Origin of the sequence: Syntrophobotulus glycolicus DSM 8271, assembly GCF_000190635.1 — a bacterium.
Classification (GTDB): domain Bacteria; phylum Bacillota; class Desulfitobacteriia; order Desulfitobacteriales; family Syntrophobotulaceae; genus Syntrophobotulus; species Syntrophobotulus glycolicus.
Window position 1 is genome coordinate 780,807 of record NC_015172.1, and the last position, 14,344, is coordinate 795,150.

The window sequence follows — 14,344 nt, forward strand, 5'->3', positions numbered from 1 at the left end:
GAGGGTTAAATGAGCGGCATTCTTGAAACTCAACAGTTAACACATATTTTTCCAAACGGCAAAGCGGCAATTCAGGAGATCAACCTTTCCATAAAAGGGGGGGAGTTCGTGATTATTGCCGGTCCTAACGGTTCAGGAAAGACCGTTTTGATACGGCATTTTAATGGACTCTTCCTCCCTACGAAAGGGAAAGTATTATTGGAAGGGGAGCCGATCACGAAAGATCTGACTGAAGCAAGAAAAAAAATCGGCTTGATTTTTCAGAATTCGGATAGTCAAATCGTTGGTCAGACTGTTGCTGATGACGTGGCGTTTGGTCCGGAAAATCTCAATTTATCCCGTAAGGAAGTTGATCATCGCGTGAAAGAATCACTGGAAGCTGTAGGATTAAGCGATTTGGCTAACCAACAGCCGCATACTCTGTCCGGAGGTCAGAAAAAAAAGCTGACAGTGGCAGGTGTGCTTGCCATGAACCCCCAAATTATTGTTTTTGATGAACCATTTACTGGATTGGATTATCCGGGAGTACTTCAGGTATTAAAACAAATCGTTGGCCTGCACAAAAACGGGCATACGATTATTTTAGTAACCCATGAGCTGGAGAAAACGCTTGCCCATGCAGGCCGCTTGATTATTATGGAAAAGGGGCGTATTGTCAGGGATGGTGAACCCAGCCAGCTCATTAATGAGGTGGAGTTATACGGGATAAGGAGACCTTATGGACAAAATCGAAGTGTTGAGACGATGACATGGCTGAGTTGAATATTTTTCATTACATCCCCCGGGCATCAATTGTTCATTGCATGGATGGGCGAATAAAGCTGATATGTATGATCCTATTTACTTTGGCGGCAGGGATGGCCGCCAGGGTATTTGATTTGGCCATTTTAACGTCAGTATTGCTTATTACGCTGATAAGCTCCAGATTACCTCTCAGAAACTTATTCAGGGACATAAGGTATTTTCTTTTTTTAATCGGTATGATAATTGTTGTGAATTCCTTTAGCGTCCCGGGTACGCCGATTAAGAATATTCCGATTCACAGTTTTACTTGGGAGGGGCTTAATTCAGGCCTGTTATACGGATGGAGGCTTATGTTAATTATTCTATTATGTGTGATTTTAACAGGAAGCACTTCTATTTCATCATTAAAAAACGTTATTGAATGGTTTCTCGCTCCCATCCCTTTTGTCCCGGAAGCCAGGGTAGCTGCTATGTTCAGTTTGACCTTTGTTTTGATACCGCTCATTTTTGATCAAGCTTCCGAAATGCGGGAGGCCCAGAAAGCACGGTGTATTGATGAAAGAAAAAACCTGTTAAAACGGGTAAAATTATATCTCTATCCACTGTTGCTGCATACGTTTATGCGTGCCGATGAAATGGTACTGGCAATGGAATCAAGGTGCTATTCCGAAGTTCGGACTAAGGCAGTTTTTCAAACGAACAGTAAGGACTGGCTGCTTTTCACGCTTTCAATGCTGATTTGTTCGATGATCTTTTTTCATCGTTTTTAGGGGGGAAAATCATGTCTTTAAAACAATCTATTCTTCAAATATTAGAAGAAAACAGAGAAACAAGCATTTCTGGTCAGCAGCTTGCAAAAAGATTCTCGGTTTCCCGCGCAGCTGTATGGAAAGCCATTAATGCCCTAAAAACAGAAGGATATCAGATTGATTCGGTGACCAACAAAGGTTATCGGCTAGCGGAGGATTGTGATATTTTGTCGGCAGAGGGAATTTTACCATTTTTGAAATTAGAATACAAAGATACTGATCTCTATGTCAGTAAAACAGTTGAATCGACAAATCAAGAGGCAAAAAAATACTCTGCGAAGAAGACTAAGCAGAGGATTCTTATCGTTGCAAATGAGCAAACACTTGGCAAAGGCCGGTTTGGCAGGACCTTTTTTTCTCCTGAAAATAGCGGTATCTATATGAGCATCATTTTGCCATTAAATATCGAAGCGATAAATGCGGTGTTGATTACCACTGCCGCAGCGGTTGCGGTATGTCGCGCCATACAAAGTGTGGCAAATGTCCAGCCTCAGATCAAATGGGTAAATGATATCTTTCTGGAGGGCAAGAAGATATGCGGGATTCTTACCGAAGCCTTTACAAATGTTGAAAGCGGAATAGTGGAAAGCGTCGTAGTGGGAATTGGCGTAAATTTTAAAACAAAACCAGAACAATTTCCGGATGAGATAAAAGAGACCGCAGCTTCCCTTTTTTCTGGAAAGGCACCGAGTGTAACGCGGAATCACCTGATCGCGGAAATGACAAATCAGCTTTTAGAGATTTGCGGCGATTTAAATGATCGTCAATTTTTGGAGGAATACAAAGCGCGTTCAATGGTTTTAGGAGAGAAGATTCAATTTTTTAGGAATAACAGCTGGCACATTGCGAAAGTTTTAGATATTGATCCTAATGGCGGGCTGATCATCGAAGATGAGCAAGGCAAAATTCAAACACTGAATTCTGGAGAAATCAGCATACAATGGATTAAAACAGAGGAGAAGGAAAGGTAAACGGGCTTGCTGAAAAACGAGAAGATTCAGGATGACGGTGTGGCTGGGAGGAATGATTCCAGGATTTAGGGGGTAAAGCGTATATGAACATTTTCAAAGTCTCTTACAAGGTCGTTCGGGAAAACAATGACGAAATCTATAAAGGGTTTGGGTTCAAGCATCACTCCGATGCCACGCAATACTATGTCCACCCGAACAACCAGTCCTTCAAAGGGACAACCACGCTTTGCCAATCTATCGGCGAGGCTCTGGTGCTGTTTTCGCTTTTATGTAACGCCGTGGAAAAAGGCGGCGGGGAGTCAATCGGCGACTACTTCGTGAGCGACGACGGTAGTCAAGTATTTCTCTCTGTCAATGTTCCTGACGACTGGCGGCAAAATGGTGTGGTTGAGCCGAATGTCCATCGCTACGAGGCCCTTATTGACGATGACGAACTGACCGTTGCCGCTTACGACGCTATGGGGCGGTGGATTGACGGCAATATGGAGCATTTACACCGGCTCTATAAACTGCTGCCGTGCTTCTGCGTTTTACTTGCCCGTGAATGCCGTCAGAACAGCGACTACGGCACAATGCTTTTGAACTTCGCGGAAAATCCAGCCGCAGATACATTCGTGAACTTACACGAGGATTTCTATCAGGCACACAAGTTTGATGAATATGATGTCAACTACTCGAACCTAAGCGGTTATGACCGCGGGGGACTTTTGTCATTTTGCGAGAGTTTCGCTGTCATCGCCGAAAACAAGTCTCAAGCGAAAAAGGAGAGCGAGCGGGAAATCACAATCACAGCATTTGTAGAGGACGCTTTCCTGCCCGAATATCGCTCATTGATTCCGAATATGCCGCCGGAACTGGTTATTCCGAAAGCCGTGCGCGGCATTTGCAGTGCGGTTACCGGCGGGGATATCCGAGCCGTCCTCTTCCACGGACCCGCAGGCACGGGCAAAACCATCTCCTGCAAACTGGTGTGTCAGGAAATCGCTCTTCCGATTATGGATGTCATTAACTGCACGGAGAACTTAGACGAATTCGTGCTGGGCAAGTTTATTCCTGAAGAGGACAGGATTATCTTCAAAGAAAGCTATGTCACCAAGGCTATCCGTTCCGGCGGAGCGGTCGTGTTTGAGGAGATTAACTTCGCCAAGCCGCAGTACCTGGCTTTTCTTAACTCGCTCCTTGACGACAACGGCTTCGTCCGGCTCGACAACGGTGAAGTGGTAAGACGGCATCCGAGCTTCCGCTTCTTTGCCACAATGAACCTTGGCTACTTCGGCACGAAAGAACTGAATCAGGCTCTCTATAACCGCTTCAATGTTATTCTGGAACTTGCAGCGCTTTCCGACGAAGCCATCGCCAAGATGCTGACGACCCGTGTCCCAGAGTGTGCTGACAAGGTCGATAAGCTGCTTGGCGTGTACCATAAGCTGAAAAAGAAAATCGACAGCGAGGAACTCGACATCGTAATCTCGCCACGTAACCTTGAGAACTGGGTGCGGCTGGCAAAGTATGAGGGCTACCTTGCGGCCGCCGAAAGGACGATAATCCCAATCGCCAAGTGCGACAGGGCTATGGAGGAAACCATCCGCGGCATCTTGATGCTTTACAAATGGTTGTGAGGGATTGCTGATGGAGGAAGCGAGGTGAGTTGCCTGTGAATAAGGAAATGAAAAAGACGCTACGGCTCTTTCAATGCGATTTCAACCGCAGCATTGAGGAGAATTTCGCACAGGTTCTCACCGAAAACGAGAAGGTGCGCCTGTTTTTTATAAACGAAAACGAAGCTTTTACAGACGGTCGCAACATCGTGGTTGACCCTGCTGTCGGCGATGTATTTTCTGACATCAAGGCGCTCCGCCGTACGGAAGATTATTTGCATTTACGGCATACCATTTCCAATGACCCGTGGTACGCTTTGCGGATGATAACGCGAGGGCAGAATATTCACGAAAGCCTGCATATCCTCTATTCGACTTTCCCCCCGGCAGTAAGAACTGATACCCGTTCGACAACAAAGGCTCGCGCAAAGACGCTGGCTCTAATCTCGAACATTATTGAGGATGCCTTCATCGAAGCGGCGGGGTGCAGTATTTACGACAATTTGGAGTTGTACCTGAGTTTCCATCGAATTGCCCTCTTGTTTTGCAATGCGCCCGTTAACGGAACAGCTGAACGCGCTTTCAAAGAGGAAAACTCCGAAAAGCCCGAACCCCTGCCGATAACCGTTTACCTCAGCTATATGGGAACATTTCTGCTCTATCCGATGATAAAGCAGGAAGACCCGCCGGAAGCGATCGCCGAGTATGTGGAGCAGACAAAGCAGTTGTTTCTTGGCGGCAGCGTGTGCGGCGGGCCGAAAGAGCGATTCAGCTATTCCCAGCGCGTGTTTGACATCATCGAACCGCTGATCCCCGAATCCGAGGCGGACATCGATGACAGGCAACTTCAGAAAATGCTATCCGGCACGAAGACCCATAGTGGCGATGAAAACGCCATAACGAACATAGTGAGCAAAGGCAGAAACGCGTCTGTTTCACGCCGCCTTTTTACCGACCTTGACGGCAAGCCTCTACCCAACAAAGACTTCAACGAGCAAGTATTGGTCATCACCAATGATTTTGAGGACGACAAAAATGCCGCATTGAAAATCGTTCTCTTCCAGCCTGTGGTCGTGACTTGGAAAGGCTCGCAGTTCGATTGCCACAGCATTCATAAAGGTATCGAAATCGTTGAGACAAAACCGAAGCCAAGTTTGAATCTCCGCAAGGCGTACCAGAACATCTACAACAAGTACCATATAAACATAAACTCATATAACAGCCGTTTTACGCAGCTTCTGAAGACTCGCGTTCTGATGCGTGAGGAAAAGAAGCTGTTCGGAGCGGGTATTTCCTCTCGTAACCTTACGGATACAAAGAAGCGGTACTGGTATCGAAACAGCGAGGACTTCGGAGTACCCGACATAGCTGTTCTGCTGCTGATTGACGGTTCCGGCTCTATGGAAGGTTCACGCCGGGAAAGTGCGATGGTATCGAGTGTTATCCTGCACGAAGTGCTGAAAAAGCAAGGGATAAACCACGCCATTGTTGAACACAGGGCTATTTATAATGAGCCGAAGGTTGAGCATAACATTCTGATTGACTTCGACGGCAACGACGAGGAAAAATACAACATTCTTGCGCTCAATGCCGATGAGGGAACGCGGGAAGGGCTGTCACTGTTTTGGGCGGAGCGTTACATCACCAGCAAAACAACAGCGGAGCAACGACTGATTATCGTTTTGTCGGACGGCGTTCCGGCGCACAGCGTGAATGACGACAGTTGCTATGTGCCTCCGGTTTCTATTAAGGACACGGCAAACACTGCCGTTAAGATTATAAAACGCGGCACGGACATTATCGCCGTTGCCCTTGACGATGGCGAAGATTGCGATTGCTACGGACAGTTGTCAGGAATCTACCCGTCGGTGGTGGCTTGTACGGAATTGAAACGGCTGACCGGGCAGTTGCTCGGAATCATATCTAAACACTTGCAATGAGGAGGACATGGTTTGCGGAAAAGAGGTAAATATGGATAAGAAGTATACGCATATCCATCTTTATGTAAAAGAGTACGATAAATGCGAGCAATTCTTAGTCCTCGATTTTGTTGAGCGGATGGTGCGTGTTTCAAGTTTCGCGGAGGGAAAGGAATATCAGACAATCTGTCGAAACCTATAGTTAAATTGGCTTTAATGAACATCACATAAACATACATGAACCAAAGATGGCTGGAATTTGAACGGTTTGAAGGGAGCAGGATGGAGCAGAAAAAAAACGAGTTCTCGGAGCATATGTCCTTTGAATTCCTGGAATTATTGCGCAGGAAAAATCCGGCCTGGCGGTTATTGGCTTCACCTCAGGCACCCTTTGCCGCGGCCTTTCTCTATCAGGAATTCATCGCGGAAAACAGGCGGCTGGTCGCCGAACAGGAATTGATCAGCCGCCTGGAAAGTTTTATCGACCGGTTAAGTCAGGGACGGAGTGAGCGCCTTTTTCCGAGAACAGGGCGGGAATACCTGGATGATTGGGCGAATGACGAGCACGGCTGGCTGCGGAAGTTTTATCCGCCGGGCCAGGACGAGCCCCATTTTGATGTGACCTCTCTGGCCCAGAAGGCCATTGAATGGCTGTTGAGCCTGAGGCAGCAAACCTTTATCGGCACGGAATCACGCCTGATCACCGTATTTGAGCTCCTGCACCAGATTGTGGAGCGTTCCGAAACCGATCCCGGCCTGCGTCTGGCAGAGCTGGAACGACGCAAAGCGGAAATCGAGCAGGAAATCACCCGGGTGCAAAACGGACAGGTCGCCCTGCTGGATGAAACGCAAATCAAGGAGCGTTTCTGGCAGGCGATGACGATCGCCCGGGAGATTCTGGCCGATTTCCGAGCCGTGGAACAGAATTTTCGGGATCTGGACAGGGGCATGCGGGAAACAATTGCCACCTGGGACCGGGGAAAAGGAGAGTTATTGGAAGCCGTCTTTAATGAACAGGACGGGATTAGTCAGTCGGAACAAGGGAAAAGTTTCGCCGCTTTCTGGAAATTTCTGATGTCTTCCTCCTCCCAGGAGGATTTTCAGGAGACCTTGGACAAGGTCTTGCGGCTGAGCGCGGTGCACGATCTGGGTACGGGCCGGAATATCCGGCACATTCACCATGACTGGGTGAACGCCGGCGCCCATGTGCAAGAGACAGTGGCCGCGCTGTCCCAGCAGTTAAGACGGTATGTGGACGAGAATTTTTTGGAGGAGGAGCGCCGGATCAACCAGATTGTACGGGAGATTGAGGGGAAAGCCGTGGCCGTCCGCAATAACCCGCCCCGGCAATGGGAAATGGCAATTGACGGGGTCGCCCCGGAAATCTCCTTTCCTTTGGACAGGCCCCTGTTCACCCCTCCCCGGCGGCCGGAAATCCAAGACGACGCGATCGATGCCGGTGTGGAGGATGTGCCGGCGGAAGCGCTTTTTTCCCAGATTTATGTGGATAAGGAAAAACTAAAGGACCGGATCGGCTGTCTGCTGCAGACCCAGGACAGGATCACGCTGTCTCGGATCATCGAGCATTATCCGTTAGAATTGGGATTAAGCGAGCTCGTCATCTATCTGGTCATTGCCGGGGAGAGCCCGCAGGCTGTTTTCCAGCCGGAGGAGGTGGAGGAAGTTTCCTGGACCGATGAGACGGGAAAGAGAAGGGTGGCCAAGCTGGCCAGGATCATTTTTCAGCGGGCTTAAAAGCCGGTTTAGGGAGGGCAAGGCATGAATATTTCCGATGATTTGGCCTGTTCAAGGGCTCTGGTCGCTCTGTTGAAAAACGTTGTCTTTAAGGAGACGGACCCGGAACACTGGGAAGTGATCCTGGCCCGGAGATATCAGATTGAGGATTATGTGAGCAAAATCGGTCTCACCCTGATGGTCGACGAGATGGACGGTTACGGGTATCTGAAACAGCGTTCTTACGGGGAGGGCGAGGAGGAGATCCCCCGCCTGGTGCCCCGCCATGCGTTGAGTTATCCGGTCAGCCTGCTGCTGGTTCTGCTCCGGAAGCAATTGCTGGAGTTTGATTCAAGCACAGGGGACCAGCGGCTCATCGTCACCCGGCGGCAGATTGCCGAGCGGATGCGTTTGTTCCTGAAGGATACAACCAATGAAGCCAAAATGGTGGCGGACATTGACAGGCATATTGACCGGATCGAAAAAATGGGTTTCTTACGCCGCTTGCGGGGCAGTGAAGAGAGCTTCGAAGTGCAGCGTATCCTGCGCGGCTTTGTCAACGGGCAGTGGCTGCAGCATCTGAACGAGCGCCTGGACCTGTACCGGGTTTATGCCGGCGGCGCGGAGACAGGGGAAGGGGAGGAACAGGAATGAGTTTGTTTAACCTGGAGCGGGAAGAGCCGGGGATGCTTTTTGGAGCGACGCCCGGTTTCCGGCTGGCCAAGCTGGAAGTGTTCAATTGGGGGACGTTTGACGGGAAAGTCTGGACGTTTTCCCCCGGGGGGGAAACAGCGCTCTTGACCGGTGATGTGGGCTCGGGCAAGTCTACCCTGGTCGATGCGCTGACAACCCTTCTGGTCTCGCCGCGGAAGGTCGCCTATAATAAAGCGGCCGATGCCAGCGCCAAGGAACGTTCAGTTACGTCCTACGTCCGGGGTTACTTTGGGCAGAAAAGAAGCGCCGAAGGGACCAGACAGCCAGATTCCCTGCGGGATATCCATCATTATTCCGTCCTGCTGGCCACCTTTCAGGACCCCGGGCTGTCCCAGTCTGTCACCCTGGCGCAGTTTTTCTGGTATCAGGACGCCCAGAAACCGCCGGCCCGTTTTTATGCTGTGGCCGATCAGGAAATGTCGATTTCCCGGGACTTTTCCAAGTTTGAGAAGGACGTCCGGGTGCTGAAAAAACGCCTGAAAAACAGCGGTGTCCGGATATTTGAGGATTATACCCGCTATGCGGAAGTCTTCCGCGGTAAATTCGGGATCGAGCAGGAACGGGCTTTGGATTTGTTCCAGCAGACCATTTCCATGAAAAAGGTAGAAGCGCTTACGGAATTTGTACGGGTCAATATGCTGCAGATTCCCCATACGGAGCAGGAAGTCGAGAAGCTGAAAAATCATTTTCAGGATCTGAACAGTGCCCATGAGGCCGTCCTGAAAGCCAAGCGGCAGATTGAACTCCTGAGTCCAGTGGTGGAACAGGGGGAACGCTGCGGGCAGCTGGCCGGCCGGCAAAGCCTGCTGGAAAAGGCGCTTCGCGCCCTCAGTCCCTGGTTCGCGGAGAAAGCGGAGGCTTTGCTGAGCGCCGAAATCACCGGGCTGGAGCAGGAGCTGCGTCTGGCCGTAGGGGAGCGGGAACAGGCGGAAGCAAAGCAAAAGGAAATCGAAAAGAATATTGAGGAGATCCGGCGGGCGATTTACGCCAATGGCGGCGAGGCGCTGGAAGCCCTGAAAACGGAAATCAACAGCCTGCGGGAGATTCTCCAGCACACCCGCAAGGATCGGGCCGTTTATATGGTCCACGCCGAAAAGCTGAACTTACCGGCGGCGGACACCCCCGGCATATTCCTGGACAACCGGGCCCAATTGCCGGGATTGAAATCCGCCGAAGAAAGCCTGCAGGGCCGTCTGCACGAGGATTTTCGGACGGCCGCCGCGGAAGAGGACAGGGCGGGGAAAGAAGCGCGGAAAGTGGCGGACGAATTGGAATCGCTCCGCTCCCGTAAGACGAGTATTCCCCGGGAATACGTTGAGAAACGGAAGCAGCTCTGCCGGAACCTGGGGATTAAGGAAGAGGAACTGCCCTTTGCCGGCGAATTATTGGAAGTCCGGGAAGAAGAAGCGGCCTGGGAGGGCGCGATCGAGCGGCTCTTACATAATTTCGGCCTTTCGCTGCTGGTATCGGAAGAGCATTATCCGGCTGTTCAGCAGTGGGTGGACCGGACGTCGCTGGGGATGCGGCTGGTCTATTACCGGGTCCGGCCCGAAGCCCGGCCGTCCGTTTCCGGCCGGCCTCATCCTTCGGCCGTATCGGAGAAGCTGAAGATCAAACCGAGCACGCCCTTCGGCCTTTGGCTGACCAGGGAGCTCCGCCAGCGCTTCGCCCACGTGTGCTGCGCGAGCAGGGAGCAATTCAGCCGCGAAACCCTGGCCGTTACCCAAGCCGGCCAAATCAAGTCCAACGGCAACCGGCATGAAAAAGACGACCGCTATGCCATCGACGACCGGCGCCGTTACATTTTGGGGTTTTCCAACCGGAAAAAAATTGAGGCGCTGGCGGCCAACGAACGGGAGCTGCAAGAGGAAATCCGGTTTTACCGGGATGAAATTGAGGAGATTAAGCAAAAGCAGGCGGAAAGCCAGCGGCGCCTGAACGCCGTCGCCGGACTGGAAGGAATCACCGCTTTTGCCGATATCGATACCCGCTCCAGGGAAGAAGAAATTCGCGCGAAAGAAGAGAGACGAAGGAAACTGGAAGAGGGAAGCGATGTGCTGCAGGGGCTGCAGCGCCGGCTGGCCGAGCTGGAGGAAATAAAGAATACGCAAAAAGCAGTGTATGACGGGGCATTTACCCGCGAAATAACGTTACAAACCGGTTTGGCGCGTTTCAGCCGGGACAGGGAGCGCGCCGCCGCAACCGCCGGGGAAGCCGGGCCGGCCATGCGGGAAGCGGAATATCCTTTTTTAGAAAAGCACAGAGGAAGTGCGTTAAAAAATAAAAAACCGACCTTGGAAAACCTGACGACCCTGGAACGGGACTACCGGGATTGGATCGAGGAAGAACGCGGCACACTGGCAAGGGAGCTCAATCAGCTGAGAGGCAGAATCATCAAAGCCATGTCGGAATATAACAACCAGTATCCCGAGGAAACGCGGGAAACCGACCCGAGCATGGAAAGCCTCCCCGACTATGCCCGCATGCTGGCACAGCTGGAAAGCGATGGGCTGCCCCGTTTTGCAAAGCGGTTTAAACAATTGCTGCATGAGAATACCATCAACCAGATTGCCCTGTTCCAGGCCAAATTAAAACAGGAGCAGGACACCATCAAAAGCCGGATTGAGCAGATCAACGGTTCCTTAAGCGCCATTGACTATAATGAAGGCCGGTACATCCGCCTGGAATATGATGAAACCTATGATAACGAGATTAAGGATTTTCGGGTGCAGCTCAAAGCCTGCACGGAAGGGGCCCTGACCGGCTCCGGAGACGAACAATACGCGGAGACGAAGTTTTTGCAGGTAAAAGCCCTTATTGAGCGTTTCCGGGGCAGGCCGGGCGAGACGGAAAGTGATGCCCGCTGGACCAAGAAGGTGATTGACGTGCGCAACTGGTTCTTATTTGCCGCTTCGGAAAGATGGCGCGAAACCGGTGAAGAATACGAGCATTATACGGATTCCGGGGGAAAATCGGGCGGCCAGAAGGAAAAACTGGCGTATACGATTCTCGCGGCCGGCCTGGTCTACCATTTCGGCCTGGAAGGTCAGGATGCCCGGCCTCAATCCTTTCGCTTTGTCGTCATTGACGAGGCTTTTCTGAAAAGCTCGGATGAGTCGGCGCGGTTCGGGCTGGAGCTGTTTAAAAAGCTGGATTTGCAGCTGCTGATTGTCACGCCGCTCCTGAAGATCCCGACCATCGCCCAGTTTATCGCCCATGTGGGTTTTGTGCACCATGACGATATCCAGCATCGGTCCATGCTGCGCAATATCTCCATTGAGGAATACGAGCGGGAGCGGAAGGCCCGGGAGGCGGCGCGCTATGTGCACCAGGTGGTCTGAGCCGCAGTGGATCCGGGAGGAATTAAGGCGGAGATGGGACTCCGGCAGGATTCTGCGGGCGCTGCTGACAGCGGATGATTTGTTTCCGCTCCGTTTGCCGCTGAAACGACCGAAAAGTAACGAGGTCAATGCAAACTTTGCTGAGATTTCCCATTGGATTAAACGGCTCAGAGATCAGAGCAGACAAGGGATTGGTTTTGGCTATGAACTGATCGAAAAGGAAATGGCGCATCGCCAGTCCGGCCGGAATCTTCTGCCGACCCATGCCGTTATTCCGACAGTGCGGGATGCCCTGCGCCTGCTGAAAAAGGAACGGGAAGCGGATAAATTCCTGGAGATTGCCGGGACAGTGGCGGCGGACTGGCCTCCTTTACGGGAATGGGCCGGAAGGTACCCCCATAAAGTTCTGGCCTCCGGAGATGACTGGAACGGAATACTGGCGGTTTTGCGATGGTTTTTCGCTCATCCCCGTTGCGGGCTATACCTGCGCCAGCTGGATATTCCCGGGGTTGACACCAAATTTATTGAACATCGCAAAGGGATTTTAACGGAACTGTTGACGATTATTTTGCCGGAGGAGACGATTGACAGCAGTGCCTTGTCCTTCGAGCAGCGATTCGGATTGCGGGCCAAGCCGGTCCAGGTAAGAATGCGGCTGCTGGATCAGGCGCAATATCTTCAGGGTCTTTCCGATCTGACCATTCCGGTGGAGCAATTGAAAAATTGGAGTCCTGCGGCAGAGCGGGTCTTTATTACCGAGAATGAGATCAACGGGTTATGCTTTCCTGATACAGGGACCAGTCTGGTGATCTTCGGGCTGGGTTACAGTGTGGATATCTTGAAAGAGGTCGCCTGGTTAAAAGAGAAGAACATTTATTATTGGGGTGATCTCGATACCCATGGGTTTGCCATGCTGGACCAGGTCCGAAGCTTTCTGCCGCAGACCTGTTCGATGCTCATGGACGAAAGCACCTTGTTCAGGCAGCGCCAGCTTTGGAGCGTGGAAGACCAGCCTTTCGGGGGACAGTTGACCCGGTTGACTCCGGAAGAGCACCGGCTGCTCTGTTCACTGCAGGACAATACGTGGGGCAAGGGTGTCCGGCTGGAGCAGGAGCGGATTTCTTTTCAGCAAGTGAAGCAATTTCTTTCAGCGCTTTAGTCGAAAAATTAAGATGAGGGCGGAAATATGGACGGCTATCCCTCTCATGTTCATTAATCAAACACCGCGATCAGACAAGAGACGATCAAGTTCGGTTTTCAGGTTATGTGTCGGCAGAGTCGGAGGCATTGAAGCGGCCTTCGGCTTTATTAATTTGGTCATCGCGCTGATTTTTGCCTCCGGCTCTTTGGGGGCCCGTCATTTTCCTGAAGGGCCTGGGTGTAGGTCAAATTCGTCACCGGTGACGAATTTGGACTGGCGGCGGCGCCGGGGAACTCCGGTCCATACGCTTCGCAGAGCCGCATCAGGCTGTCGGTGGTTTGCCGGGAATCGTTCACCGCTTCTTTCAGCCGCAATGACCAGCGGGGTGCGTTCGGGGGTTGGATTACTCATTCTGTTCGTCCGTCCTTTCGTTCGTGACTGTCGTTACAGAATATGTGGACGAGCTTTTGATGGTGAAAGCCAAATATATTGATCTGATAGGTAAAATGATATGTAATATTATTGACCTGAGACGGAATGCGATATTAAATGCGGCATTTAAAGAATTTGCCGAAAGAGGATTTGATGAGGCGTCAACAAACGTAATTGCCAAAGAATCCGGGATTTCCAAGGGGTTAATGTTTCATTATGTCAATAGCAAAAAAGACCTTTGATGAATCTAAATTCAGAAAGGGTCTTGACATTGCAAGGTGCAAACAGCCGATCATGGGTTGCCCGGATTGGGGCAACGATTTATAGAAAAACGTCCTATTTATCCGGGGGGAGCCTAGTGAGAATTGTAACGAATTCTCCCTTTTATGGATATATGGTTTGAGGAGGTGAACGGATGCCGGATATGGAGAGGCTGTATCAGGAATATGCGCGGCAGGTCTATAAATACATATTCAGTCTTTGCCATCACGAACAAACCGCCGAAGAACTGGTGCAGGAGACCTTTTACCGCGCTTTTAAGTCTCTGAACCGCTATGATGGGGCCTGCAAAATCTATGTCTGGCTTTGTCAGATCGCCAAACATCTCTGGTACCAGACCCTTGCCCAGGGCAGCAAGGCTCAGGTCACGGAGCTTTCCCCGGAGATTCCGGCCCCAGGGCATTCGCCGGAGGAACAGCTGATCCTGCGGGACGGGAAGATGACCTTATTCAAAGAATTGCACCTGCTGCCGGAGCCGATGCGGGAAGTCATGTATCTCAGGCTGACGGGGGGATTCAGTATTATAATTTAATATTGACTATTACATTATTAAAGTGCATGCTTAATATAGTTAAATATGGAAGGGGTTTACGTATTGCCAATTGAAGTTATCCCAGAGTGGATGCTAAATTTAGATGACGAAGACGTCTCGTTCGTAAAGA

The 14,344-nt window shown here is 50.9% G+C and carries 12 protein-coding genes; 11 read left to right on the forward strand and 1 reads right to left on the reverse strand.

From position 1 onward, the window contains the following. Positions 1–9 precede the first annotated feature (9 nt). The 9 genes from SGLY_RS04125 to SGLY_RS04165 all read left to right on the forward strand — a co-directional run bounded on the left by SGLY_RS04125 (position 10) and on the right by SGLY_RS04165 (position 12,989). Positions 10–762, forward strand: a complete 753-nt coding sequence (locus SGLY_RS04125; RefSeq protein ID WP_013624034.1) for an energy-coupling factor ABC transporter ATP-binding protein — start codon at positions 10–12, stop codon at positions 760–762. Then, a complete protein-coding gene (locus tag SGLY_RS04130; RefSeq protein WP_013624035.1) occupies positions 750–1,514 on the forward strand; it encodes an energy-coupling factor transporter transmembrane component T family protein in 765 nt (254 codons plus the stop codon). The genes SGLY_RS04125 and SGLY_RS04130 overlap by 13 nt, the downstream gene beginning before the upstream one ends. Positions 1,515–1,525: 11 nt before the next feature. Beyond that, entirely contained in the window at positions 1,526–2,524 is a 999-nt protein-coding gene (locus SGLY_RS04135) for a biotin--[acetyl-CoA-carboxylase] ligase (protein ID WP_013624036.1), read from the forward strand. 83 nt (positions 2,525–2,607) lie between these two features. Next, positions 2,608–4,143 carry an AAA family ATPase gene (locus tag SGLY_RS16985; RefSeq protein WP_013624037.1) on the forward strand — a complete coding sequence of 512 codons (1,536 nt, stop codon included), beginning with the start codon at positions 2,608–2,610 and terminating at the stop codon, positions 4,141–4,143. Positions 4,144–4,178: 35 nt separating this feature from the next. Next, positions 4,179–6,062, forward strand: a complete 1,884-nt coding sequence (locus SGLY_RS04145; protein ID WP_148228063.1) for a vWA domain-containing protein — start codon at positions 4,179–4,181, stop codon at positions 6,060–6,062. Between the two features lie 261 nt (positions 6,063–6,323). Continuing rightward, entirely contained in the window at positions 6,324–7,796 is a 1,473-nt protein-coding gene (locus SGLY_RS04150) for a DUF3375 domain-containing protein (protein WP_013624040.1), read from the forward strand. Positions 7,797–7,820: 24 nt separating this feature from the next. Then, the gene (locus SGLY_RS04155; RefSeq protein ID WP_013624041.1) at positions 7,821–8,429 is read left to right on the forward strand and encodes a DUF4194 domain-containing protein; all 609 of its coding nucleotides are present in this window, start codon (positions 7,821–7,823) and stop codon (positions 8,427–8,429) included. Continuing rightward, positions 8,426–11,830, forward strand: coding sequence for an ATP-binding protein (locus SGLY_RS04160; RefSeq protein ID WP_013624042.1), 3,405 nt, complete (start codon positions 8,426–8,428; stop codon positions 11,828–11,830). Before SGLY_RS04155 ends, SGLY_RS04160 begins: the two co-directional genes overlap by 4 nt. Beyond that, positions 11,811–12,989 (forward strand): DUF3322 domain-containing protein, encoded by a 1,179-nt coding sequence (locus tag SGLY_RS04165; RefSeq protein WP_013624043.1) that lies wholly within the window; start codon positions 11,811–11,813, stop codon positions 12,987–12,989. Before SGLY_RS04160 ends, SGLY_RS04165 begins: the two co-directional genes overlap by 20 nt. Before the next feature lie 158 nt (positions 12,990–13,147). On the opposite strand, the gene SGLY_RS18600 is transcribed toward SGLY_RS04165, so the two are convergent. Then, positions 13,148–13,294, reverse strand: coding sequence for a hypothetical protein (locus SGLY_RS18600; protein ID WP_427916609.1), 147 nt, complete (start codon positions 13,292–13,294; stop codon positions 13,148–13,150). Positions 13,295–13,369: 75 nt separating this feature from the next. Here SGLY_RS18600 and SGLY_RS18315 point away from each other — a divergent pair, with 75 nt between their 5' ends. Next, entirely contained in the window at positions 13,370–13,645 is a 276-nt protein-coding gene (locus SGLY_RS18315; protein ID WP_242822971.1) for a TetR/AcrR family transcriptional regulator, read from the forward strand. A gap of 173 nt (positions 13,646–13,818) precedes the next feature. Beyond that, positions 13,819–14,214: an RNA polymerase sigma factor gene (locus SGLY_RS04180; RefSeq protein WP_013624045.1), complete on the forward strand. Its 396-nt coding sequence runs from the start codon at positions 13,819–13,821 to the stop codon at positions 14,212–14,214. The last annotated feature ends 130 nt before the right edge of the window (positions 14,215–14,344 follow it).